General features: G+C 52.9%; 24 protein-coding genes and 1 pseudogene. 20 read left to right on the top strand and 5 right to left on the bottom strand.

The annotated features are described in order from the left end of the window. Positions 1 to 2: 2 nt before the first annotated feature. The 12 genes from ABGT66_RS06060 to ABGT66_RS06115 all read left to right on the top strand — a co-directional run bounded on the left by ABGT66_RS06060 (position 3) and on the right by ABGT66_RS06115 (position 10,876). A complete protein-coding gene (locus tag ABGT66_RS06060) occupies positions 3 to 896 on the top strand; it encodes a DapH/DapD/GlmU-related protein (RefSeq protein ID WP_346689512.1) in 894 nt (297 codons plus the stop codon). Positions 897 to 923: 27 nt separating this feature from the next. Continuing rightward, positions 924 to 1,151, top strand: coding sequence for an acyl carrier protein (locus tag ABGT66_RS06065; RefSeq protein WP_346689514.1), 228 nt, complete (start codon positions 924 to 926; stop codon positions 1,149 to 1,151). Positions 1,152 to 1,178: 27 nt separating this feature from the next. Then, entirely contained in the window at positions 1,179 to 1,625 is a 447-nt protein-coding gene (locus tag ABGT66_RS06070; protein ID WP_346689515.1) for a VOC family protein, read from the top strand. Then, on the top strand, positions 1,618 to 1,839 hold the full coding sequence (locus ABGT66_RS06075; RefSeq protein WP_346689516.1) for a phosphopantetheine-binding protein: 222 nt from the start codon (positions 1,618 to 1,620) through the stop codon (positions 1,837 to 1,839). The genes ABGT66_RS06070 and ABGT66_RS06075 overlap by 8 nt, the downstream gene beginning before the upstream one ends. A gap of 1 nt (position 1,840) precedes the next feature. Beyond that, positions 1,841 to 2,914 (top strand): ketoacyl-ACP synthase III, encoded by a 1,074-nt coding sequence (locus ABGT66_RS06080; protein WP_346689518.1) that lies wholly within the window; start codon positions 1,841 to 1,843, stop codon positions 2,912 to 2,914. After that, positions 2,904 to 3,653: an SDR family oxidoreductase gene (locus ABGT66_RS06085; protein ID WP_346689520.1), complete on the top strand. Its 750-nt coding sequence runs from the start codon at positions 2,904 to 2,906 to the stop codon at positions 3,651 to 3,653. Before ABGT66_RS06080 ends, ABGT66_RS06085 begins: the two co-directional genes overlap by 11 nt. 5 nt (positions 3,654 to 3,658) lie before the next feature. Continuing rightward, entirely contained in the window at positions 3,659 to 5,254 is a 1,596-nt protein-coding gene (locus ABGT66_RS06090; RefSeq protein ID WP_346689521.1) for an HAD-IIIC family phosphatase, read from the top strand. 30 nt (positions 5,255 to 5,284) lie between these two features. After that, the gene (locus tag ABGT66_RS06095) at positions 5,285 to 6,262 is read left to right on the top strand and encodes a Gfo/Idh/MocA family oxidoreductase (RefSeq protein ID WP_346689522.1); all 978 of its coding nucleotides are present in this window, start codon (positions 5,285 to 5,287) and stop codon (positions 6,260 to 6,262) included. Between the two features lie 41 nt (positions 6,263 to 6,303). Continuing rightward, complete coding sequence (locus tag ABGT66_RS06100; protein ID WP_346689524.1) at positions 6,304 to 7,365, top strand: glycosyltransferase; 1,062 nt, start codon at positions 6,304 to 6,306, stop codon at positions 7,363 to 7,365. Between the two features lie 121 nt (positions 7,366 to 7,486). Further along, complete coding sequence (locus ABGT66_RS06105) at positions 7,487 to 8,668, top strand: O-antigen ligase family protein (RefSeq protein ID WP_346689525.1); 1,182 nt, start codon at positions 7,487 to 7,489, stop codon at positions 8,666 to 8,668. A 12-nt stretch (positions 8,669 to 8,680) separates the two neighbouring features. Further along, positions 8,681 to 10,105: an oligosaccharide flippase family protein gene (locus tag ABGT66_RS06110; RefSeq protein WP_346689526.1), complete on the top strand. Its 1,425-nt coding sequence runs from the start codon at positions 8,681 to 8,683 to the stop codon at positions 10,103 to 10,105. A 15-nt stretch (positions 10,106 to 10,120) separates the two neighbouring features. Beyond that, complete coding sequence (locus ABGT66_RS06115; RefSeq protein ID WP_346689528.1) at positions 10,121 to 10,876, top strand: YdcF family protein; 756 nt, start codon at positions 10,121 to 10,123, stop codon at positions 10,874 to 10,876. Between the two features lie 258 nt (positions 10,877 to 11,134). Here the strand turns inward: ABGT66_RS06115 and ABGT66_RS06120 are convergent, their stop codons facing one another. The 3 genes from ABGT66_RS06120 to ABGT66_RS06130 all read right to left on the bottom strand — a co-directional run bounded on the left by ABGT66_RS06120 (position 11,135) and on the right by ABGT66_RS06130 (position 14,498). Beyond that, on the bottom strand, positions 11,135 to 12,589 hold the full coding sequence (locus ABGT66_RS06120) for a nicotinate phosphoribosyltransferase (protein ID WP_346689530.1): 1,455 nt from the start codon (positions 12,587 to 12,589) through the stop codon (positions 11,135 to 11,137). A gap of 156 nt (positions 12,590 to 12,745) precedes the next feature. Beyond that, the gene (locus ABGT66_RS06125) at positions 12,746 to 13,603 is read right to left on the bottom strand and encodes a DUF1848 domain-containing protein (protein WP_346689531.1); all 858 of its coding nucleotides are present in this window, start codon (positions 13,601 to 13,603) and stop codon (positions 12,746 to 12,748) included. A 13-nt stretch (positions 13,604 to 13,616) separates the two neighbouring features. Next, complete coding sequence (locus ABGT66_RS06130; protein ID WP_346689533.1) at positions 13,617 to 14,498, bottom strand: MBL fold metallo-hydrolase; 882 nt, start codon at positions 14,496 to 14,498, stop codon at positions 13,617 to 13,619. Between the two features lie 88 nt (positions 14,499 to 14,586). Between ABGT66_RS06130 and tmk the strand changes: the two genes are divergently transcribed. The 7 genes and pseudogenes from tmk to glpX all read left to right on the top strand — a co-directional run bounded on the left by tmk (position 14,587) and on the right by glpX (position 21,060). Beyond that, positions 14,587 to 15,195 carry a dTMP kinase gene (gene tmk, locus ABGT66_RS06135; protein ID WP_303148723.1) on the top strand — a complete coding sequence of 203 codons (609 nt, stop codon included), beginning with the start codon at positions 14,587 to 14,589 and terminating at the stop codon, positions 15,193 to 15,195. Beyond that, on the top strand, positions 15,192 to 15,935 hold the full coding sequence (locus ABGT66_RS06140; protein WP_346689534.1) for a hypothetical protein: 744 nt from the start codon (positions 15,192 to 15,194) through the stop codon (positions 15,933 to 15,935). The genes tmk and ABGT66_RS06140 overlap by 4 nt, the downstream gene beginning before the upstream one ends. Then, complete coding sequence (ricT, locus tag ABGT66_RS06145) at positions 15,907 to 17,160, top strand: regulatory iron-sulfur-containing complex subunit RicT (protein WP_346689535.1); 1,254 nt, start codon at positions 15,907 to 15,909, stop codon at positions 17,158 to 17,160. Before ABGT66_RS06140 ends, ricT begins: the two co-directional genes overlap by 29 nt. A 45-nt stretch (positions 17,161 to 17,205) precedes the next feature. Continuing rightward, positions 17,206 to 18,135 carry a signal recognition particle-docking protein FtsY gene (gene ftsY / locus ABGT66_RS06150; RefSeq protein WP_303148717.1) on the top strand — a complete coding sequence of 310 codons (930 nt, stop codon included), beginning with the start codon at positions 17,206 to 17,208 and terminating at the stop codon, positions 18,133 to 18,135. After that, positions 18,125 to 18,688 carry a DUF4416 family protein gene (locus ABGT66_RS06155; RefSeq protein ID WP_346689537.1) on the top strand — a complete coding sequence of 188 codons (564 nt, stop codon included), beginning with the start codon at positions 18,125 to 18,127 and terminating at the stop codon, positions 18,686 to 18,688. Before ftsY ends, ABGT66_RS06155 begins: the two co-directional genes overlap by 11 nt. 24 nt (positions 18,689 to 18,712) lie before the next feature. Further along, positions 18,713 to 20,034, top strand: a pseudogene (purB, locus tag ABGT66_RS06160) (adenylosuccinate lyase). An 18-nt stretch (positions 20,035 to 20,052) separates the two neighbouring features. Further along, a complete protein-coding gene (gene glpX, locus ABGT66_RS06165) occupies positions 20,053 to 21,060 on the top strand; it encodes a class II fructose-bisphosphatase (protein ID WP_346689539.1) in 1,008 nt (335 codons plus the stop codon). A 371-nt stretch (positions 21,061 to 21,431) separates the two neighbouring features. Here the strand turns inward: glpX and ABGT66_RS06170 are convergent, their stop codons facing one another. After that, positions 21,432 to 22,544 carry an aldo/keto reductase gene (locus ABGT66_RS06170; protein WP_346689541.1) on the bottom strand — a complete coding sequence of 371 codons (1,113 nt, stop codon included), beginning with the start codon at positions 22,542 to 22,544 and terminating at the stop codon, positions 21,432 to 21,434. A gap of 169 nt (positions 22,545 to 22,713) precedes the next feature. Between ABGT66_RS06170 and ABGT66_RS06175 the strand changes: the two genes are divergently transcribed. Next, entirely contained in the window at positions 22,714 to 23,592 is an 879-nt protein-coding gene (locus ABGT66_RS06175; protein ID WP_346689542.1) for a LysR family transcriptional regulator, read from the top strand. Here the strand turns inward: ABGT66_RS06175 and ABGT66_RS06180 are convergent, their stop codons facing one another. Further along, on the bottom strand, positions 23,593 to 24,960 hold the full coding sequence (locus ABGT66_RS06180; RefSeq protein ID WP_346689543.1) for a PhoH family protein: 1,368 nt from the start codon (positions 24,958 to 24,960) through the stop codon (positions 23,593 to 23,595). Positions 24,961 to 25,128: the final 168 nt, after the last annotated feature.

Raw genomic sequence — 25,128 nt, forward strand, 5'->3', positions numbered from 1 at the left:
AAATGATGAGCTTAAAAGAGAGTATTGTTAAACTTTTTGGATATGAAGTCAATTCAGACATAAAATATACTGGTATGTCTGACGCAGTACGTCCATGCACAATAAGTTTTTTGGATAATCCTAAGTTCGCCAAAGATATTAACAAAAATCAAAATATCGTTGCTGTATTTGTTAGAGAAAAAGATAGTAATCTGCTCGCAAATGGCAAAGAGATAATAGAAGTAGATAATCCTAAAGCAGCGCTTTTTGAGCTGCATAATTATTACTGCCGTGAGTTTTTATCTTATCCATCTAACCAGATTGCAAAAACGACTCGCATTCACCCGACGGCATTTCTTGCACCAAATGGCGTCATCTTAGGCGAAAACGTTGAAATCGGGCCGCATTCGACAATTTTGTCTGGTGTGGAAATCGGAGACAACACGGTAATCGGCGCAAATTGTGTCATTGGCGAGGATGGTTTCCACGTATTTGACGATATGCATGGGATAAAAAGAATTGCTATACATGATGGTTGGGTAAGAATTGGTAAATATGTTGAAATACATGCCTCGGTCATTGTGGATAAAGGATTTATGGGACGTGACACAATAATTGGTGACGAATGTAAAATCGATGAACTTACACATATTGCCCACAGAGCACATATTAATACACGAACTGTTATTGCTGGTGGCGTAGATATTGCGGGTTCTACCAATATTGGGACCAATGTATGGATTGGTCCTCAGAGTGTCGTTTCTAACAGAGTAACGGTTGGCAATAATGCAAGAGTAAATATTGGGGCTGTTGTTATCCGAAACGTTAAGCCTAATACTTCTGTATCTGGAAACTTCGCCATAGAACATGAGAAGCATTTGATCGCAGATGCGAAGGATCAACTCGCTAAATTATAAAATTATCATATAGAAGAGGTCTTACATATGGATGTTAAGCAATTCGTCGAAGAAATAGCCGAAATAATAGAAGCAGATCCAACGACGCTTACCTTAGACTCAGATTTCCGTGAATCAGCCGACTACTGGTCATCTCTCACCGGGTTCAGTATCCTCATCTTTATGCAGGACAGATGCGGCGTGAAAGTCTCTGTGGATGATTTCCTTGAGATGAACACCATCGGAGATCTGTATAAGGCAGCTACGAATAAGTAGCTAGAGACAGTCGCTGAAAGGAACGTCATGACAGGCAATTTGTCTTTAGCTCATATAGGCTGGGCCGTTGAATCTGTTGATAAGGCTATGCAGGATTTATCCGCGCTTGGCTTTAAAACTGTAGGCGACGTCTGTACAGATGATGCGAGAAAGGTGAAGCTGACGCTCATGTCTGACTCGTGCGGCAATACAATAGAACTTGTCTCGCCGATGTCGGAGGACTCACCTGTCTCAGAAATTCTGAAAAAGAATGGCCCGACGCCCTATCACATCTGCTTCACCGCAGAAGTAAAACGTGACTTTGGTGACTGCAGGAAAGAATTTGCGTCGAAGGGCTTCGCCGTGCTGCACAAACCCGCTCCGGCGCCGCTCTTCGGCGGCAAAGACGTTGTATTCCTATATTCGAAAAATCTGGGGCTTATCGAACTTGTAATAGAACCCGCTGACGGAAAGGATGCAAGCAACCATGACTAACGTGAATAAAGATATAGAAGACAAAATCATAGCGACAGTATCAGATGTACTGGACCGTACCGTCGACAGTTTATCTTCGCTCGACGACGTAAGCTCATTAAAAATCCTCCAGATAATCATGACGCTTGACGAGGAAGGCGTCTCCATACCTCTGGAAAAAATCGCAAAGATTAAGTCTGTAAGCGACATCATCGCTTTCGCCGAGGTGGAATAAAATGCCGGACTTCGCTCTGGCAAAAGCTCATAACATAAAAATCTCCGGACTTGCCGCATGCGTGCCGTCCCATATCGTTTCCAATAGGGAGGCCGCGTGTGAGCTCTATGGAGATGATATAGACGGGGTAATAAAAACTACAGGTGTAGCGGAACGGCGCACATCGCCGGAAGGCAAGATAACAAGCCTTGATCTATGCATTAGGGCTGCTGAATATCTGCGTGACGAGTGCGGCGTAAGCTACGACGACTTCGGAGGGGCAATCTGCGTCACCCAGACGCCTGATTGTCTGCTGCCCAATAACTCGACGTATGCCCAGCAGCGTCTTAAGCTGCCATTGTCCGTATCTGCGTTTGATATAAACTTAGCCTGCTCCGGCTACATATATGGTCTATGGGCTGCCGCGCTGACCGCTCAATCGCTTTCTAAGCCGGTTCTGTTATTAGACGGGGATACTCACAGCCACTTTGTTTCCACGAAAGACAAAGCTACGGCCGTTCTCTTCGGAGACGCCGGGACCGCGACGATCATAGAGCCATGCGAAAAGAATACAGAATGGACGTTCGCCTTTGAAACAGACGGAAGCAAACGCAACGCCCTCATCATCCCCGAAGGCGGATACAGGAACAGGGCAAACGAACACAGCGTCGAATACAGGGAATACACCGACGGAGGAATCCGCCGCGGCATAGACATGAAAATGGACGGCATGGAAGTATTCAACTTCGTCGTGCGTTCCGTCCCCAAATGCCTCGACTTCCTTATGCAGGAGACGCAGACGGAGCCGGAATGCTACGACATACTCGCTCTCCATCAGGCGAACCTCTTCATGATCCGTCAGGTAGCCAAGAAAATGAAATTCCCTATGGACAAAGTGCCGACGACCATACAGAAATACGGCAACTCGAGCTCGGCGACGATCCCCGTGACTTTAGCTTCAGAGCTTCACGAAAGAATACAGACGGAAAACCTGAAAGTACTGGCGTCCGGTTTCGGAGCGGGACTCTCACTCGCCTCAGTATCTATGGAACTCGGCCCGTGCTGTTGCCCTGGAGTGGTCGAATATGAATGCTGACAAAGATAAAAAAATCCTCGTAGCCGGAGCATCGAAAGGCATAGGCTTCGCGACTGCGAAAATGTTGCTTGAGAGAGGATACAAAGTCATAGCCGCGGCGAGAAACGAAGAAGCCATGAAAGAAAAATTCAGCGGCTATGACGGCGTCGATATATATTCCTGCGACTTCTCTGACATCGATGCGGTACAGGCGTTTGCCGACAAAGTCAATCACGAGTCAGGCCCAATCTCCGGCCTCGTATATACGGCAGGGGCGCAGCTTACCATGCCCATATCAATGAACAAGCCTGACAAGGTAAAAGAGCTCTTCACGCTTAATACCTTTGCGCCGATAGAACTCATACGCTGCTTCTCGAAAAAGAAGATGATAAGCGAAGATGGAGCGTCTTTCGTGCTCATTTCATCGCTCTCAGCTCATGAAGGAGCAACGGGAAAATCTTTATACGCCGCTACAAAAGGAGCACTCGAAGGTTTTCTGCATACCGCCGCGTTGGAACTTGTACAGAGAAAAATACGCCTCAACGCGATAGTGCCTGGAATAATAGAGACGGATATGTCCAAAGAATTCCTCGACAGGATGACGGAGGAGCAGCGCGCGTCAATAGATAAATCCTATCCGCTCGGTCTGGGCAAACCGGAAAACGCTGCGTCTCTCATAGTCTGGCTCCTCTCCGACGAAAGCAGATGGGCGACAGGTCAGTCCTACGTCATAGACGGCGGGCATATGATAAGAGGGTAACGAAAATGATAGCGCTGCTTTCAAACATAACGATAGATTCCCTAGCCCAGGCCATAACAAAAGCCACCGGAGAAGAAACCTACACCTCCTCCGGCTACAACACATGGGCGCAGGAGTTACTGTCCGCCTCATTCGGCGGCGGCACGCCTGACTGCGTATTCCTCATCCTAGATGGCACGCAGCTCATGGGTGACGCATTTCCTGCGAACTGGGAGTCAGCCCAAGCGACTCTTGACGAGGCTTTATCCGTAATCATCGGATTCGCTTCGTCCCATAAAGACATTCCCATATTTGTATCTTCTCTCGATATTCCTAATAAGAAGATACAGCCATATATATCGGCACGGATAGAACATAAAGCTGAATCCTACTGGCTCAACGTGCTAGAAGAAAACGGCACTCCTGTGCTGGATATTAAAGAACTCACTGCAAACGTAGGACGCGATAAGTTTTACAGCTACCGCATGTGGTACTTGGGAAGCATTCCGTACTCCATGACCGGAGAAAAAGCTATAGCCGAAGAAATATCCTATGCTCTGAACTCTATCAAAGGCCGCAGAGCCAAATGCATCGTGCTCGACCTCGACAACACCCTATGGGGTGGAGTTATTGGGGAAGACGGGATAGGCGGCATAGAGCTTTCCACAACCAAAGAAGGCTCTCGTTACCGCGACTTCCAGAAAAGAATAAAAGAAATAAAAGAAGAAGGCGCGATACTCGCAGTAGTCTCCAAAAACAACATCGAAGACGCGTTGGACGGCATAAACAACCATCCAGACATGATACTGCGCGAAAAAGACTTCGTAGCCATAAAAGCCAACTGGGAGCCTAAGCCCGTCAACATAGGCGAACTGGCCAAAGAACTTAACATCGGTCTAGACTCCTTCGTATTCATAGACGACAATCCGATTGAAAGAGAAGCCGTAAAAACGGCACTTCCACAGGTAATCGTTCCTGAATTTCCCAAAGATACTGCAAACCTTGAAAAGTTTGCGATAGAGATAGGGAAGAAATATTTCCCCACGTTAAAACTAACGAAAGAAGATACGCAGAAGACGGAGCAATACCAGATAGAACACAAACGTTCGGAACTCAAAAAAGAAGCTCCGTCACTGGAAGATTATCTCAAATCGCTCGAAATGAAACTCACCATACGCGAGATAACAGAAGAAGACATCCCGCGCGCGGCGCAGCTCACGCAGAAGACGAACCAGTTCAACCTGACGACCAGACGCTACACCGAAAGCGACATCCGCAGGATGAAAGAAGACAAAAACTACAAGCTATGGATAGGCGAACTGGAAGACAAATTCGGCAGCTACGGCAAAGTCATACTGGCGATAGTAAGACTTGAACCAGAACACAGAGCGGTCATAGACACGTTCCTTATGAGCTGCAGGGTTATGGGGAGGAACGTGGAGACGGATTTCCTCAAACATATAGAACAAAGCCTCAAAGAAGAAGGGATCCGAGAAATCATAGGTGAGTATATAGAGACTCCGAAGAATAAAGTCGTTAAAGAGTTTTGGAGTCAACAGGCATACAAACAATCATCCTTGGAAGATAAGAATCGTAGTTGCTGGATAAAAGAGACCTTATAAATAAAAAGTTGAGAGATGGAGGTAAACGCAATGCACAAAATAGCCCTAGCCGGATGCGGCAGAATAAGCAAAAACCATATAGAAGCGATAAACCAGCTCAAATCTGAAGGACTTGCGGAACTCGTAGCTTGCTGCGACATAATCCCAGAACGCGCCATAGAAGCGGCGATGAAAGTCGGCGGAGAATGCCGCGCATACACGGATTACTCGCAAATGCTCAAAGAGACCGACGCCGACCTCGTAACGCTCTGCACGCCGTCAGGCCTTCATCCTTATCAGGCGATAGAAGCGGCTGAAGCAGGCAAAAACATCCTCTCCGAAAAACCGCAGGGCTGCTCACTTGAAGCCTGCGATAAAGCGATAGAAGCTGCGGACAAAGCCGGAGTAAAATACATGGTGGTAAAGCAGAACCGCTTCAACCCCAGCATCCAGCTTCTGCGCCGTGCCTACGAACAAGGCCGCTTCGGTAAAAGCTACATGATACTAGCAAACGTCCTCTGGACTCGTCCGCAGGACTACTACGACATGGCGAAGTGGCGCGGCACATACGAACTAGACGGCGGCTGCCTCTCGAACCAGGCAAGCCACTACGTAGACCTCGTACAGTGGTTCGGCGGAGAAGTTGAAGACGTAAAAGCGCTCTACTCCACACAGAAAATAAAAATGGAAGCCGAAGACACCATATCTGTAGCCATCAAATTCAAAACCGGAGCCATAGGCAGCATAAACGCCACAGTTCTTACCTACCCGAAAAACCTCGAAGGCAGCCTGACCATCCTCGGCGACAAAGGCACGGTAAGAGTAGGCGGCTTTGCCTTAAACCAGATAGAACACTGGGAATTCGCAGACCAAGACCCGATGGACGAAGAAGTCAAAAACGCCAACGAAGCGCCGAAATCCGTCTATGGGCATGGACACCTGCCGTATTACAGGCACGTGTTGGACGTGCTTGACGGCAAGTGTGAGCCGATGTGCACGGGGAGAGAGCTAGGAAGACTGTGGAAATAATAATGAAAAGCTACGCTAAATAACTATTCTACCATCCTGCCATGAAGATAGCCTTTTTAGCGCCATTAAGTTCCATACATACAATACGTTGGGCTAATGTCTTTGCAGAACACGGACATGAAGTTCATGTCATAAGTATGCATAATTTGTCCGTTGATCAGTTGCACCAAGGCGTGTGTGCTCACATGTTGCCATTAAAAGCACCGTTGGGATATTACTTAAATGTTTGGGCAATAAAGTCAATTTTAAAACGTATTAAGCCGGATGTGCTGAATGCTCATTATGCCAGCGGATATGGGACATTGGCGAGACTTTCTGGTTATCATCCGCTCGTACTATCCGTATGGGGAAGCGATGTCTATGATTTTCCCTATGAATCACATATCAAGATGTCAATAATACAGAAAAATTTAGACGCAGCAGACATTATTTGTTCTACAAGCGAAGTCATGAAAAAACAGACTGAAAGTTTGTTGAGGTCTTCTAAAAAAATTTTTGTGACTCCATTTGGTATTGATACTACCAAATTTACTCCAAAAAAGAATTTTGCGGAAGAAGTGCATGTAATCGGCACAGTAAAAACGCTTGCGCCGCAATATGGCATAAATACACTGATAAAGGCTTTTGCCATTGTAGCTAATAAGCTCGTTGACAAAAGCTTAAAGCTGGTAATTGCCGGGGATGGCCTGCAGGGCACAGAACTTGTGAACCTCGCGGCAAGTCTTGGAATAGCAGATAAATGTGAGTTCCTGGGAAAAATCCCACATAATAAAGTACCAGAAGTATTACATTCTTTTGATATCTATGTAGCCTTAAGCGAAAATGAAAGTTTTGGCGTTGCGATACTTGAAGCCTCAGCGTGTGGCCTGCCTGTCATAGTATCTGATGCCGGAGGATTACCGGAAGTTGTTGAAAATGGTGTGACAGGCATTGTTGTTCCTAAACATGATCCCAAAGCTGCGGCAGAAGCTATACTTCAACTGATTCGATGCGATAAGAAGCGAAAAATATACGGTCAAAATGGAATACAACGTGTAAAGTCTCTCTACCATTGGGAGAATTGTTATTGCATAATGCATGAAGTGTTTAAAAAGGTATCATGAAAGTATGAAGACTTTCGCTAGAGGCTACATCTATCTTTTAATTGTATTATCTCTTTGCGGCGCAAATATATGGGCGATAAACATAAAGGGGATAAACGTAACAATATTTAGAATCATTAGTGTGCTGCTGCCAATAGTTGTGATGTTGTGTTGTTGTCGTCGTGAACCCCAAAAATCTTGCTGTTCCTTAAATCACACATATAATTATAATAATCTTAATAACTTTTTATATTATTATTTTTTCATTGTATGGTTTATTTATGGTCTTGCGTCGTTTCTTTGGGTCAAATCATATAAATGGTGGATAATTGCTGAATATTCATTATTCATTGGGGTTGCTTGTATTATTATATGTAATAAATTGTTAATAACAACTAAATATATTGGTATTTCTTTAAAGTTAATGTATTTTGTCCTTACATTACATTCATTAATTGGATGGTTTGAAATTATATCAGGTAAATATTACTTTATTTCAAGTAATATGTCTGCTATATATTCAATAAACCAATATCCTGCCTCAGCGTTAGGAAATACAAATAATTTCGCAACGGGTATGTTAATTGGTTTTTTTATTTCTATTAGTTTTATTTATATATGTAGATCTTGGGTTATAAAAACATTGGTTCTGTTGAATGCACTTAGCATGTCCTGCTTAATTTATATGGCTTCATCTAGAGCCAATCTAATAGCTCTTATTCTAGGCATTACATTTCTTATATTTGTGAAAAAAAATAAATTTTCTAAAAGTATAAAAGTGTTGCTGATATTTATTTTATTAGGTAGTTTTAGTCTAATCTATCCAACATTATATCGGCAAATTATTAATTTCATATTAGAATTAATTGGTACATGTGACAATGGGGATTCTATAAGTGTGCGTAAAAATCTCATATTGAATGGCCTTATATTTCTGAAAGAATCTTTCTTGTTAGGTGTTGGGAGTGGTAATACTAATTATTATATGGAAATAAATAGCTGTTCAGATGGTTATCACACAACGTATGGCATTATTAATATGCACAATTGGTGGATGGAAATCCTTGTAGATTATGGAGTAATTATATTTATACTTTATATAATTATGTATATCAAATTAATTGTTGATAATGTTATGATTTACAAAACGGTTAGCTATAATATACAAGAAAGATATTATGCTCTTTCGTTTGCGTCTTTTTTAATAGCATACTCAATTGGATGTATTTCTGCCAGTTCTAACATGACAAAAGAATATATTTGGCTGTTTTTCGCATTAATTCTGGCTTTTACAAATTTAGTACTTCATAAAAGTATGCAATGATGGCAAGATAATATGATTTCATCAAAAACTTTCCTTAAAAATATATTAGGATACTCAACAGCTACGTATGTAGGGGCTATTCTGAGCTTGATTTCAATACCGCTATCAACTAGATTTTTTTCAACGACAGAGATGGGCAAAATAAATATGTACATCGCTTATGCCAACATTCTTATGGTGTTTTGTAATATGGGGTATGAGCAAGCATTTGTTCGTTTTTGTAACGATAGCGAAGAGGGAAACAAAATTGAAACTTTCGCGGGGCAATGTATGTTTATCTCGATGTGTGCGCTAGTTGTGATTTCTGTTTTTTCTCTCTTATTTTATAAAAAGATATCCATGTCAGTATCTGGCCAGTTTTCCCTTTGGTGCGTTATTTCTCTGATACTATTATTGATACCTAAAGTGATAATTCAATATACGACCCTAATTTCCAGAATGCGCCAGAATATTTTCCTTTATTCGCTGCAGGCGATATCTACTGCTGTTGTTACACGATGTATTTATATTTTTGCCGCAGTATGGGATGCCACATATGAAACAGCAACGACAATATTAGTAGCTTCAAATATTTTATTATGTATCGCAGCGTTGATTTATTTTATTCCCAGAGGTCTTTTCTTCGGTGTTTATAATATTACGTATGTGCTGTTAATAAGATTGACGAAATATGCCGTCCCGTTAGTTCCGACTTTCTTCTTGTCGATGGCAAATATGTATTTGCCGCAATTTGTACTGCGCAGCCATGTAGGATTCGACGCTATAGGAATTTATACAAATGCGGTGACGATGGCAAGCGTCCTCGCACTGGTACAGTCAGGCTTTAACGCATATTGGCCGGCTTTTGTTTTTGCAAACTATAAAACGGAACAAAAGACCATACAAACAGTACATAAATACATTGTGCTTGTTATTACTTTATTTGCTATGACAGCTGTTGTTGGGCAAGATATTTTATATATACTTGTTGGGACGGATTTTCGTGCCAGTAAACGTATTTTCCCTATTCTTATCATTGTCCCTGTTGTATATACAATTGCTGAAACAACTAGAATCGGTATACGTTTAGCACAAAAAACATATTATGAATTATTGGTATCTGCTTGTGTATTAGCCTTAAATTATGTACTTTGTTTGGCATTGATTTATAAGTATACGTTAGTAGGAGCGGCTTTAAGTTCTGCTCTGTCTTCTATATTTGGACTATATATAGCTTCTTATATGGCTAATAAATATTATAGGGCCGTCGATTCATTTGTGCAGATGTCAGTCGCCATTATTGTATTGTTATTGTTGTCTTACATTAATCTAAGCCTGACAGGAGGCTTGAAATATTTATTATATGCATGTATGTATTGTATCGTAATTATAGTATATAAAAATCAAATTGTAGATACTGTCAATTTTTGTGTAAAAATCTTAAAACGAAAAGTATAAAGGGTTGTGCACCATATGATCTACTCCTTTATTCTTCCCCCAGGGATATTTATTTTTATCATATTGTTGCTTGCTGTTTGGGCTATGTGCCAGAAAATACATAAACTCTTTGTATGTGCGCTGTGCTTGATAGCGCTTCTGATGTATATTATAAGTATTCCTATTTTTGCAATAAGTATTCATAATATAATCGAACATGCATATCGACGTCAATTACCTCCTAAAAACGTACCAACGGCTGTTGTTGTCCTTGCCGGTGGGTGGTCAACCGACGAAAACGGCCGTCCTTTTCAGCCTTCTATATCTACGATGGAGCGGCTTTACGCTGCGGTAAAATTGTCAAAAGAACGCCGGTCGTGTAAGTTTTTGATCATGTCAGGCGGCGATACTTATGAGCGTCATTCGATATCTGTAGCAGAAGTGATGAGGGACGCTGCTGAAACAATGGGATGCCGGGCAAAAATCATCCTTGAAGACAAATCCCGTAACACTGATGAAAATTTAAAATACAGCGCTGAGTTAGTCAAAGAGCTTGGCGTCAAGCATGTCGTGATTGTTACCAGCAATTCTCACATGGCACGTGCTATGGATTTTGCGCATCGTTATATGCCTGATGGTGTTAAAATCTATGCTTATCCAAGCGGAGGATATAGAAAGCGGAAGGAATTGAGCGCAGACATGTTTCTTCCGAGCGATAAGGCCCTTAGCGCTTCTTGCGGCAGCATCAAGGAATTGATCGGCGGAGTAATTGCGAAACTTAGACCAAGGTAGACTAGATGCCAGATGTTTCTCATACATTAGCCTAGCGATTGGGCCATATGCACTGATAGTTTAGGCAATAGCATCGGAGTAGGGCACTTGCCAGAATAGACATGCCGCTATACCAATTCGTGTTGAATAATATGTTGGTTTATCATAATTATTATGTACTCGTATGGCAGACTTCTAGGGTGCGTGCGGCAAAACATCGGGAAGCGCCTTATGTATGCGTTTCCCGATATATGACATTTTATTTACATAAATGGAGTCTTACCCCTGCTGCTGCGCCTCTTTGAGCAGCGCCATTTTCATTTTGTAGTAGGCGGGGCTCATGTCTAGGTAGTGGTGGTGGGGGTTTTCGAAGCGCTGTTCTTCGGGCCAGACTTCTGTGGCAAGCTGGCGTTTTACGAAGGCGCGTATTTCTTGGAGCGAGGGCGAGCGGCGCACTCTTTTGCCGCCTTTCATGACGAGCTCGCGCAGGCCGCGGATTGTGTGGTCGGAGAATACGTGGCGTTTCCACGGCTTCTGCGGGTCGACGAAGGCGTAGGCTCCGCTGAAGTCGGGCGATTCGTCCTCCTTTGTGATGAGGTCGGCGATGGCCCATCCGTCGGAGTCGTAGACGCGCCAGAGCTGTTTGCGTCCCGGGTTCGTGATTTTTTCAAAGGTCTCGGATATTTTGATGGTGGGGCGGCAGGCCTGCCCCTCGTGGACGGCGACGAGCTTGTAGACTGCGCCGAAGACGGGGTCGCTTTTTGCCGTTATGAGGCGCTCGCCTACGCCGAAGGAGTCTATGCAGCCGCCCTGGTCGAGTATGGAGCGTATCGTGAATTCGTCGAGGCTGTTGGAGGCGACGATTTTGCAGTCGGTGAGGCCGGCTTCGTCGAGCAGCTGGCGCGCCGCCTTCGAAAGGTAGGCGAGGTCGCCGGAGTCTATGCGGATGCCTTTGAGCCGCTTGCCCATCGGTATGAGGACGTCGTTCGCGGCCTTTATCGCGTTGGGCACGCCGGAGTCGAGGACGTTGTATGTGTCGACGAGCAGGACGGCGTTGTCGGGGTAGAGCTCGGCGAAGCGGCGGAATGCCGTGTATTCGTCGTCGTGGTACATGACCCAGCTGTGGGCCATCGTGCCGCTGACGGGGATGCCGAACATCTGTCCCGCGAGGACGGTCGCGGTGCTGTCCGCGCCGCCGATGTAGGCCGCGCGTGCGCCGTAGACGGCGGCGTCGATGTTGTGCGCGCGGCGCGCGCCGAAGTCCGCGACGCCGCGTCCCTGCGCGGCCTGCACGATGCGCTGGGTTTTTGTCGCGACGAGCGACTGGTGGTTTATCTGCGTCAGTATCGCGGTCTCTACGAGCTGCGCGTCGATGAGCGGCGCGTTGACGGTTAGGATTGGTTCGTCGGGGTACATGATGCTGCCTTCGGGCATCGCGATGACGTCGCCGCGGAAGCGGTAACCGGAGAGCCAGCGCAGGAAGTCTTCGTCGTATATTTTGAGCGAGCGCAGGTATTCTATGTCGCGTTCGTCGAAGTGGAGGTTCTCGAGATATTCGAGCACCTGTTCGAGCCCGGCGAATATCGCGAAGCCCCCGCCGTCGGGGTTCCTTCTGTAGAATACGTCGAATGTGGCGAAGTCGCCCTCCTGGTCTTCCTTGAAATACCCGTGCGCCATCGTCATCTCGTAGAGGTCCATCATCATGGAGATGTTGCGCGCGTCGTACTGCGTCATGTCTGTCGCCTCTTCCTGTATGTATTATGCCGCGGGCCTTTTTCTTCGTGAACTCTCCGGCCCGCGGATCCGTCTTTGCCGCTTACGGTGACTTTCATCGTTCGCCCGCTATTATAATGTAATAAGTCTCTTTCGGCAAAAATACGGGCGCTGTGCTTACAGATAGGGCGCGCCGCCGTCGTGGTTCGCTGCGTTTGCGGCGGTTTTCTTTGCGCTGTGCGTCGCGTAGCAGTATTTGCAGCCGTTCGGGCAGGTGTCGTAGGCGCCGATGTCTGTGGCCGGCGCGCAGCGGCAGTGCGGGCGCTGGTTTTTGTCTTTTGTCCGGAGGACGGGGCGGCCCGTGATTTTTTCTATCAGCGCGGCGTCTATGCAGCTTGTGTGTAAAATTCCGAACTGTTCGAGGTTTATATCCTCTGCGCAGCTTTCGAGCGTCATGCCGTGCGCATGCGCCATCGGCGCAAGCTCGCGGGCGAGCGCGAGCTTTTCACGCTCGTCCGGCGCGCGGAAGCCGAGCTCCCTCGCTGCACGGCTCATGCCGCGGTATATGTCGAGGTAGCTGAATACGCAGCGTCGCGTGAAGCCCTCGAGGGCTAGCGCAAATTTCTCAAAGCTCCTCAAATGGAAGTCGACGTCGTAACGCTCGCCGACGAGCAGCGGGTCGCATCTCCATATCACGCGCTCGGAGCCTATCGTCCCGGCGAGGCGGCGGAAGGCCGGAATTATTTCTTTCTCTTTGTCCGGCACGCCAGGCTCGATGTCCGAGCCGTATGGCGTGACGGTGAACTGGAAATAATATGAATAGTCCGCGAGCTCCGCGAGGCGCGGCATGAGCGGCGCGGGGTTCTTCGTCCAGAAGACGATCGCGTCCACGTCCTCCGGGCGCAGGCTTACGCGCCGCTGCTGCCGCGGATTCATCGGATTGCGCGCGACGGCGTATCCCTCGCGCACGCGGCGCAGGAACCACTCCGCGTAACGCGCCGGTATGTCCGTGCGGCGGCTCGCGCTGATTATCATCGGCGGGCGCGCGTTACTGCGCGGCGCTCCAGAGCATCTCGTTGTCTATAAATTCCGCCTTCACCCTGCCGTCGTCGTAAAGGTACGAGAGGTATGACTTTATCGTGCTTCCGACGAGGACGTGCTGATTGTCGTCCATCGTCAGCGCGTAATGGTCGAAGACGGCCTTGAGGATTTTTTCGAAGGTTTTCGGCTCGCGGCAGAGCCCGACGAGAAGCTCCGCGATTTCGAGCACCTTCGAGCGGTTCGCGGCGGCGAGCTCATGCACATCCTCCGCGGCGTCGGCGTGCGCGGGGACGAAGAGCTTCGCCTCGAGCGTCTCTATCATGTCGAGCGTCTCGAGGAACTTCGCAACGTCGTAGATGAAGACGATGTGATATTTTTCGATTATCTCGCGGCGGAATATCGAGTCGGCGAGGAAGCAGACGCCGTCGTCGGTCATTATCCCTATCATGTCGAAGTAGTGGCCCGGCAGCTTTATGGCCGAGAGGCCCGCGGGCAGTCCGTCCTCCACGGCGCAGGTTTTTTCCGTCGGCTTCGCCATGAGGAATTTATTGCGCAGCTTCGCGTATGGATAGCCGCCGTAGAGCATCGTTGGCTCGAGCATCGGATGGCGCGAGACTGCGTTTTCGACGTCGGTCGAGAGCACGCGGCAGCCGGTGCGCCCCTGTATGAACTGGTTGCCGCCGGTGTGGTCGGCGTTCGAGTGCGTGTTGACGATGCAGCTCACGCGCCAGCCGCGCTCCGTGATTATCTTTAAAATTTTGCGCCCGGCGTCCTTATCGTTGCCCGAGTCGATGAGGCAGACCTCTTCGTCGTTCATCCGGTAGACGCCGATGTTCGCGGGGCTCTTTATATACCAGCTTTTTTCGCCGGCCTGGATAAGTTCGTACATTTTCGCGTTCCTCCGTCCGTTTGTGTGCTTCGGGTTATATTGTACCGCAAGATATGCTATGATTATCTGTTGTAAAGGCGGGGATGTGATGTTTATTACCTTGGAAGGGATAGACGGGTGCGGCAAATCCACCCAGGCGCGGCTGCTCTGCGAGGCGCTCTCGGCGCGCGGCGCGGTCGTGCAGACGAGGGAGCCCGGCGGCTGGGAGGGCGGCGCTGAGCTGCGCTCGATGGTTCTCGGCGGCTCTCTGAAGCATCCCTGGAGCGAACTTTTCCTTTTTCTTCTCGACCGCGCGGAGCACGCCGCGCGCGTCATAACGCCCGCGCTTGAGGCGGGGAAGCACGTCGTCTGCGAACGCTACCACGATTCCACGCTCGCCTATCAGGTTTGGGGGCGCGGGATGCCGTTCGAGCCGCTTCGCGGAGCTGCGGAGCTCGCCGGTTTTCCGGCCCCGGACGTGACGGTGCTCTTCGACATCGCGCCCGAGCTCGCGCTCTCGCGCGTTGCGAAGCGCGGCAGGCCGGACGCGTTCGAGAGCGAGGGGCTCGCCTTCATGCGCAGGATAGCAGATGGCTACCGTGCGCTCGCCGCGGCTGACGAAGAGCGCTGGCTCGTTGTGAAGTGCGGCGAATGGACGGCGGAGGAGATTTTCGCGGAGATGAAGCGCGGCCTCGCGGACAAGGGGCTTTCGCTGTGAACGCGGAGACCGTCGCGCTTATAGAAGAATCGCAGGGCTGGCGCGAGCTGGCGCTCGCTGCCGAAGCGGGGCGGCTCCCGCAGTCGGTCGGCGTATCCCTGCCGTCGGTCATGCACGGCGCGTTCGCCGAGATGTACGGGCGGCTCGTCCTCGGCGACGACGGCCTCTGGACGGAGGGCGCGCATCCGGACATGATAAGCGCGGGCGGAGCGAACGCCGCGCCGACGATAGAGGAGTGCCGCAGGCTCCAGGGCGAGCTGGCACTGCACCCGCTTTCTGCGAAGCGCAGGCTCGCGGTCGTCTGGAGCGCGGACAAGCTCGCGGCCGAGGCGTCGAACAGCCTGCTCAAAATAACGGAGGAGCCGCCGGTCCACGGCTGCATCCTTTTTATATCGGAAGAAAATAATCTGATACCGACGATAAAGAGCCGCATCTGGTCGGTACACATAGATCTGCCGGAGGAAATGACGAAGCCCGCCCCGGCCCCGCGCGACGCCCGCGAATGGGCGCGCTGGATGGACGCGGGCAGAAAGCCGAGCCCCGAGATACTCTTTCTCGAAATGCAGGGCTGGGCGCGCGACTTCGCCGGCAGAGGGGATTATATGCGCGCGTCGGAGCTCGACACTCTGATTCGCATAATGGAGCAGAGGCGGCTTTCCGTATCGATGATACAGGACGCTGCCTTCGCGGTGCTCAAGGAGGGCGTTCCTTATGAGAAAATACTTGGCGGTCTATGGTAAGCCGCGTTATCTCGGCCTCGTCGAGTACGACGGGGATATAAAAAAATGTGAAAAGCTCGTCGTCGAGTCCACGCGCGGCGAGGAGCTCGCGCTCGTCGTCGGCGAGGTGAGCCCGGAGCAGGAGGCCGAATACCGCCTGCTGAAGCACTCGTCGGAGCACGGCGACGGCGTGATGAAGAACTCGGAGCCCGTCGTCACTGACCTGACCTTCGTGGACTTCGCCTCGGAGGAGGACTGCGACAGAGAGGCCGAATACCGCGAGGAGGAGAAGTCGATACTCGTGAGCGCGAAGCGGCTGCTGAAGCCGCACAACCTCGACATGAAGCTCATCGACGTCGAGTTCCTGCGCGCGAAGCGCAAGCTTTTCTTTTACTTCTCGTCCGACCAGCGCGTCGACTTCCGCGCCTACGTGCGCGACCTCGCGCGCGAGTTCAAGACGCGCATCGAGCTGCGTCAGGTCGGCGTTCGCGACGAGGCGAAGATAATCCGCGGCGTCGGCCCCTGCGGGCGGCCCTGCTGCTGCAGCTACTGGCTCAACCAGTTCGCGCCGATCTGCATAAAAATGGTGAAGGAGCAGAATCTCGCGCTCAACCCCTCGAAGATATCGGGGATCTGCGGCAGGCTCATGTGCTGCATGTGCTTCGAGTACGAGGTCTACCACGAGGCGTGGGAGGGCTTCCCGCACCCAGGTTCCAAGATAAAGACGCCGAACGGCAGCGTCATCGTAGCGGGCATCGACCTGCCAACGCAGAGCCTCCGCTGCCTCATCGCAGGCAAGGGCGAGGTCAAGATACCGAAGGAGCAGTTCGAGGAATTCCGAGAGACGGTCGCCTCCGGCGGCGAATGGGTCGTCCCCGAGGTCGAACCCGAGGAAGAGCCGCTCTTCTCCGTACAGGACGCCTTCCACATGGAGATACAGAGCTTCCGCGTGACGGCGGAAAAGGAAAAGGCTCCCGAGCCGCGCCGCGAGCGCGCCGCCGCGCCCTCCGGCGAAGAGGCGCAGAAGGAGCCGCGCGACGAACGCCGCCGCAATAAACGCAGGAAAAAGCACGCGCCGCGCCCGGAGCGCCGTCCCGAAGGCGAGGAAACGGAAGCGCCGGACGCGGCCCCGCGCTTCGGCTCCGAGCCGGAACAGCCCGAAAAAGAAAAACGCGGCGGCGACAGGCCGAGACGCCATTCGCCGCGCCGCAGGCGGCCCTCCGGCGCGAAAAAGAGCGCCGAATAGCGCGCGCCGCGGAACGGCGCGATTTTACAGAAGGAGGCACATAAATTGAGCTTTTTCAAAAGTTTTGCCGAAAAGCTGAAAAACGCCGGGAACAAATGGACGCAGAGCGTCTCCAACCTCTTCTCGGACGACCCCGTGGACGAGGGGTTCTGGGACGAGCTTGAGGAGCAGCTCATACTCGGCGACGTAGGCATAGAGACGACGGAGGAGCTTATAACGGAGCTCCGCCGCGTGATGATAGACAAGAGGATAAGCAACAAGCGCGAGCTGAAAAACGCCTTTGCCGAGCTGCTCATAGCGCGCCTCGAAGCCGTCCCGGGCATGGGCCGCCCGCTCGACGTGGAGCGCAAACCGTCCGTTGTCATCATGATTGGCGTCAACGGCAGCGGAAAGACGACCACCTGCGGCAAGCTCGCCTCGCAGTTCAAGGCCGAGGGGAAAAAGGTCATCATGGCCGCGGCCGACACCTTCCGCGCCGCCGCGATAGAGCAGCTTAAGGCGTGGGGCGAGCGCGCCGGAGTGCGCGTCATAGCGCAGAAGCAGGACAGCGACCCCGCGGCCGTCGTCTACGACTCGCTGCTCGCCGCCAAGTCAGCGGACGCGGACGTGATACTCGTCGACACCGCGGGCCGCCTCCACACGAAATCCAACCTCATGGAAGAGCTCTCGAAGGTCACGCGCGTCATCAAGCGCGAGATACCGGAAGGCCCATCCGAGGTCCTCATAGTCCTCGACGCCGTTACGGGGCAGAACGGCTTCATGCAGGCCGAGACCTTCGGCAAGGCGATGCCGATAACGGGCGTCGTGCTGACGAAATTCGACAACACCTCGAAGGGCGGCATAGTCATAGCGATAGCGGAGCGGCTCAAGATGCCGATACGCTACGTCGGCCTCGGCGAGGGCATCGACGACCTTCAGCTCTTCGAGCCGCGCGCCTTCGTCGAGACGCTGCTCGACATAAAGCATGACGAATAGCGGCGTCCTCCTGCACGACTGCGAAGGCCGCCACCCGCGCGACCCGCTCGTAAAAAAAATAGCGGCGTTGCTCGTGCCGCGCGGCGACGAAGATACGCTCCGCCGCACTCTCTCCATGCTCGCCGGAAAATGGGGCGAGCCGCAGCGCGTCGGCGCTCGCGTCCCCTTCGTGTGGACGAACTACTACGAAGAGATAGCGCCCGAGCTCGACCGCGTATTCGTATCGTACCCCGGGCTCTATAAAATGTCGGACCTGCCGTCGTGGAAGCTCGAAAGCTGCGCGATGGAGCGCGAAAGCGGCGGCGGAGCGGGCCGCCGCGTCAACATAGACCCAGGCACGATAGACGGCGCGCGGCTGCTGCTCGCATCGACGAAGGGGCAGGCGCACCGCGTCTACCTGCGCGACGGGATATTCTGCGAAGTTACGCTCTGCCGGAGAAAAGGACGCTGGGAGAGCTTTTTTTATACCTTCCCCGACTTCAAAAGCGGCGCCTACGACGCGTGGCTCGAGCTCGTGCGGGAGGACTGGAAGCGAGAAGTAAGAGAAATTTAAAAATATAAATCAGGAGGTCACAACATGATACCGCGCTACGAGACACCCGAAATAAAGAAAATATGGACCGACCAGAACCGCTTCGGCCGCTGGCTCGACGTCGAGCTCGCCGCCACGCGCGCGTGGCACGAGGAGGGCGTCGTCCCCGACGAGGACTATAAGAACATCGTCGAAAAAGCCGGCTTCTCCGTCGAGCGCATTCACGAGATAGAGGAAGTCACGCAGCACGACGTGATTGCCTTCGTCTCGAGCGTCGCCGAGACGATAGGCGAGTCGGGCCGCTTCGTCCACCTCGGACTGACCAGCAGCGACGTTATAGACACCGCCTCGTCGCTCATGCTCGGCGAAAGCCTCGACGTCGTCATCGCGGAGCTCGAGAAGCTGCACAAACTCGTCGGAGAAAAAGCCGTCGAATATAAAATGACGCCATGCGCGGGCCGCACCCACGGCGTCCACGCCGAGCCGACGACATTCGGCCTCAAGCTGCTCAACCACTACTCCGAGATAGGACGCGACATAGCGCGCCTGAAACAGACGAAGAAAGAGATGATGGTCGGCAAACTCTCCGGCGCCGTCGGCACATACGCCAACTGCCCGCCGAAATCGAAGCGCGCGTATGCGAGCTTCTCGGCCTCACGATAGACCCCGTAGCTACGCAGGTAGTCCAGCGTGACCGCCACGCGCGCGTAATAACCGACATGGCGATAGCGGGCGGCTCGCTCGAACGTCTCGCGCTTGAAATCCGCCACCTTCAGCGCACCGAAGTGCTCGAAGCGCTAGAACCCTTCAAGAAGGGACAGAAAGGCTCCTCCGCGATGCCGCACAAGAAAAACCCGATACTCTGCGAGCGCGTCTGCGGAATGTCGCGCCTGCTCCGCGGCTACGCGGTCCCCGCGCTTGAGAACATCGCCCTCTGGCACGAGCGCGACATAAGCCACTCCTCCGTCGAGCGCGTAATGTGGCCCGACGCCTTCCACCTGCTCCACTACATGACGAAGAAAATGATACAGATAGTCTCCGGCATGGCCGTCGACACGCAGAAAATGCGCGAGAACATGGATATCACGAAAGGCCTGCTCTTCTCGGGCCGCGTCCTCATCGAGCTCGTAGAGCACGAGGGAATCAGCCGCGAGGACGCCTACGCCATCGCGCAGAGCAACGCCATGCGCTGCTGGAACGAGAAAATCCCTCTGCTCGAATTGCTGAAATCCGACGAGAGAATCACCAATATGTCCGCGCAGGAACTGGAATCTTTGTTTGATTTGGGGTATTATCTAAAGCATATCGATGAGGTCTTCGGCCGCTTCCCGGAGCTTTGCGGCGCGGGGGCTTCCAACACAAAATAATACGGGGGGATTTTTGTTATGTCACCTGACAGAAACCTAGCGCTTGAAATGGTAAGAGCCACCGAGGCCGCCGCTATGGCCGCGGGACGCTGGATGGGCCGCGGCGACAAAAACGGCGTCGACGGAGCCGCCGTCAACGCTATGCGCTTCATGCTCAACACCGTCGAGATGGACGGCGTCATCGTCATCGGAGAGGGCGAAAAAGACGAAGCGCCGATGCTCTTCAACGGAGAGAAACTCGGCCGCGGCGCAGAACCGCAGGTCGACATCGCCGTAGACCCGATCGACGGAACGCGCCTCACCGCCTACGGTCTGCCGAACGCAGTCAGCGTCGTCGCCTTCGCAGAGCGCGGAACGATGTACAACCCGCAGCATATCTTCTACATGGACAAGATAGCGACCGGTCCTTACGCGGCTCACGCTATCAACATCGAAGCCAGCCCGACCGACAACATCCGCGCCGTCGCGCGCGCGCTGCGCAAATCCGTCGAAGACGTCACGGTAGTCGTCCTCGACAGGCCGCGCCATGAAGAGCTCATCAAAGAGATCCGCTCCATCCACGCCCGTATCCGCCTCATCCCCGACGGAGACGTAGCGGGAGCACTCTCCACCTGCAAACCGAATTCCGGAATCGACCTCCTCATGGGAGTCGGCGGCTCGCCGGAAGCCATCATCACCGCCTGCGCCATCAAGTGCATCGGCGGCAACATGCAGTGCAAGCTCTGGCCGCGCAACGACGAAGACCGTGAGAAATGCAAAGAAAAAGGCATGGACGTCAACAAGGTCCTCCACCTCAACGACCTCGTCAAGAGCGAAAACGTCTTCTTCGCGGCCACCGGCGTCACCGACGGCGACTGGCTCCGCGGCGTCCGCTACACGGGCGACGGCATCGAGACGAGCTCCCTCGTCATGCGCGCGAAGAGCGGCACGCTGCGCTACATCAACGCCGTCCACAACGTCCAGAAGCTCGACGAAATCAGCAGCATCAAATACGGCGCTCAGAACAACCAGGCGTACTTCCTCTAAACCTCAAATAACAGAAAAACCCAAACGTATGGAGCGCGGGCGCAAAGCCCGCGCTTTTTAGTGTAAATCAAGACCTCTGATTATAAATCGAGCCCCGTAACTTAGACAAACTTGCACTGATAAACATGATTAAGCAAAAAGGTCATTGATGGCTACATATTACACTATTAGGGTGATGAGTTCATACAGGCCAGTTCTAAGTGACTCTGTTGGAATACAGGGCCATTTGGAACAATGGTTGTATAGTTTTTGTCGGTGAGTGCTTATACATGTTCAAGTCGGGAGGTGCTGTTCTAATCTAGTGTTCTAGGTTACGCTGCATTTGCTTTAGTTCGCCGTTGTGTTTGGCTGTCGGCGCGCGCATAGGTTTCCTACGCTTTCGACGCGCGTTCGAGTTCGGCGCGGATTTTTATGTGCTGCGGACAGGCTTCTTCGCAGCGGCCGCATTTTATGCAGTCGGCGGCGCGTTTTTTGCCGTGGCCTTCCGTGAGCCAGTCTTCCTGAACCTTCGCCGCTTCCTTGTTGCCGTAGAGGATGAGGCAGTTCATCGCCGTGAAGGTCCCCGATATGCCGACGTTCTGCGGGCAGACCTTCGCGCAGTAGTTGCAGGTCGTGCATGGAATGACGGGATATTTCGCAAGTTCGGCGCGCGCGGCTTCGATTACGGCCTGTTCCTGAGCGTCGAGCGGCTTGAAGTCCTTCATGTAAGATAGGTTGTCGTCCATCTGTTCGACGCTGCTCATGTCGGAGAGCACGGTTATCACGCCGTCGAGGCTCGCCGCGAAGCGCACGGCCCACGATGCGACGGAGGCCTCCGGCGCGGCCTTTTCAAAGACTTCGCGCACCTTCTCGGGCGGCGTCGCGAGCATCCCGCCCTTGACCGGCTCCATTATGATTACCGGCTTGGCGTGGGCGCGCGCGACTTCGTAGCAGCGGCGCGACTGCACAGCGGGGTTATCACAGTCGGCGTAGTTTATCTGGAGCTGGACGAATTCCATCTCGGGGTGCGCGTCGAGGATTTCTTCGAGCTCTTCGGGCGTCGAGTGGAAGGAGAAACCGGCGTGCTTGATGAGCCCTTCGGCCTTCTTTTCCTTAACGAAGCTCCACATGTCGAAGTCGTCGAAGAATTTCGTGCGGTGTTCGCCGAGGTTGTGGAGCAGGTAGAAGTCGAAGTATCCCGCGCCTGTGCGTTCGAGCGACGTGTTGAACTGGTTGACAGCCTCTTCGCGCGTTTTGCACTCAATCCACGCGGCGTTCTTCGTAGCGAGCCGGTAGCTTTCGCGCGGATAGCGTTCGACGAGCGCGGCGCGGATCGCCTCTTCGCTGCCAGGGTATGCCCACGCGGTGTCGAAGTATGTGAAGCCCGCCGCCATGAATTTATCGACCATCGTCTTGGTCTGCTCGACGTCTATGACGTCGCCGTTCTTGGGCAGGCGCATGAGGCCGAAGCCCAGTTTTTTGATTTCTTCTCCGAGGTATGCCATTCTCGTCCTTCCCCCTGTGTCATCGCGGCTCCGCGCCGCGCGTATTTTTCTATGAAAGCGGCCCTTCGTCCGCCTGTTATTATAATTTTACAGCTGCGGCGCTTGACGCGGAATTGGCGGAAATGTTATAACGGCGTTTAGATTTATTAAACGCTTGGAGGATTTTGCGGTGCGGGACAAGCTGCTGACTGCTTTCATAACTGCGGCGGAGCGCGGGAGCTTTGCGAAGGCGGCGGAGAGTATGCTGCTGACCCCGGCTTCCGTGATGAATCAGATAAACGCGCTCGAAACGGAGGTCGGCGCGCAGCTCTTCGAGCGCACGAGCCGCGGCGTCGCGCTGACGGCGGCGGGGGAGTCGTTCTACCGCGACGCGAAGCGCATTGCCGCGGAGCTCGAGGAGGCGGCGTCGCGCGCGAGGGACGCCGCGGAGGGGCGCGGCGCGGTGCGGATAGGCACGTCGCTGCTGAATCCCGCGGGCGTCCTCGTCGACCTCATGGGGCGGCGCGGCGGCGGGCCGGAGGGCGTGGATGTGCGCATCGTCCCGTTCGACGACGACTCCGGCGGAATTCTGGCGACGCTCTCGAACCTCGGGCGCTCGATAGACATAATAGTCGGCCCGTGCGGCTCGCGGCTCTGGCGCGGCCTCTGCAACGTCCGCGCGCTCGGCGAGTACGCGGTCTGCTTTGCGGTTCCGTCTGGGCACAGGCTGGCCGGAGCAAAGTCGCTGAGGCCCGAGGATCTGCGCGGCGAGCGGCTGATGATGTGCCGTCGCGGCGACGCGGAGGCGCTCGACGGCCTGCGCGATATGCTCGAAGAAAAATATCCTGAGATTGAAATTGTGGACGCGCCCTATTTTTACGACGCGGGAGTGTTTAATAAAAGCGAACGCTCTGGCTGCATCCTGCTGACGCTCGACGCGTGGGCGGGCGTCCATCCGTCGCTCGTCACGATTCCCGCGGAATGGGACTACCGCGTGCCTTACGGCCTGCTTTACTCGAAAACGCCGTCGCGCTGCGTGACGGCCTTCCTCGAAAGCCTCGGGCTGTAATTACATCCGCGCCGCGGCGTCCGACGCGAGCGGCGAGCGCTCGCACTCGCCCGGCTCCATAGTGAGCTGGAAGCATAGCGGGCTTCCCTTCATCTTTTCGCTCGCGTAGGATAGGCCGTTCGTCCGCTCGTCGAGGAACGGGTGGTCTATCTGCTCCGGGTCGCCGAGCAGAATCAGCTTTGTGCCGCGCCCCGCGCGCGTGATGACGCCCTTCGCCTGCTTCGGCGTTAGGTTCTGCGCCTCGTCTATAATCAGGTAGGTTTTTGTAATCGTGCGCCCGCGCACGAAATTGAGCGCCTCGGTCGAAATGTAGCCGCGCTCGAACAGCTCGTCTATTTTCCCCGAAAGCTCGAACTCGTCTCTGTAGCGCTCGTTCTCGTCACGGTCGACGAGCGCTTCGAGGTTGTCTATGACCGGGCGCAGGAAAGGCGCTATCTTCTCCTGCTCGCTGCCGGGCAGGAAGCCTATGTCCGCGTCGAACTGCACGTTCGGCCTTGTCACGAGTATGCGGCGGTATTCGCGCTCCTGCGCGTTCACTATTTTTTCAAGGCCGACCGCGAGCGAGTAGAAGGTCTTCGCCGTTCCCGCCGGGCCTTTTATTATGACGAGCGGCGCTGCCGCGGCGCTCTGCATCAGAGCCTCCTGCATGAAGCGCTGGCCGACGTTCTTCGGCTTCACGCCGAAGGGCTCTTTTTTTAAGCTGTCGAGCGCGACGATTTTCTCTCCGTTGAAGCGCCCGAGCAGCGTCTTCTTCTCCGAAAGCTCGGAGCGTATTATGACGAACTGGTTCGCGACGGGGAAGAACGGCTCGCGCTCGCCTCCGCGCAGAATGTAGACCGCCTCGGGCGGGAGGCCCTTCTTCTTGAAGCCCTGCATGTTCTCGTCTGCGGTGTAGACGGAGGCGCGCCCCGTGTACTGCTCCGCGAGCTTCGGCGACTGCTCCGTCGTGAAGTCCTCGGCGGCGAGCCCCATCATCTGCGCCTTGAGGCGGACTATTATATCCTTGCTGACGAGTACGACGCGCCCGCCCCTGTCCGCGAGCGCGCGGCAGATTTTCAAAATTCTGTTGTCGCTCTTGGACTCGGGCAGCCCCTCCGGCAGCTCTACTCCGGTGCAGTTCGCCTCGACGCGCAGCGTGCCTCCGCCCGGCAGGGGTGCGCCTTCGAGAAGGTTGCCCGAGACGCGCAGCTTTTCGAGAAAACGGATGCACTCGCGCGCGTTCGCGCCGCGCTCGCCGTCGTCGCCCTTGAGCCTGTCGAGCTCTTCGAGGCACACTATCGGAAGGACGATGTCGTTGTCCTCGAACGAGAGCAGGGCGAGCGGAGACTGTATCATTACGTTGGTATCCAGCACATATACCTTTTTCATGCGCATCCTCCCAGAGCCGCGGCGCGGCGTCGTTTGTTCAAAATCATTGTAATAAGGCAAGGTAACGCGAAGCGCGCGAAAAGCGTAACGCTTCGGTAAAAACATCGCATCGGCGGCGGGCGTTCCGCCGATGATGTATAATGTTACGGCTGATGTAAATTTTGCGGC

Source organism: uncultured Cloacibacillus sp., from assembly GCF_963926575.1.
Lineage (GTDB): Bacteria > Synergistota > Synergistia > Synergistales > Synergistaceae > Caccocola > Caccocola faecigallinarum.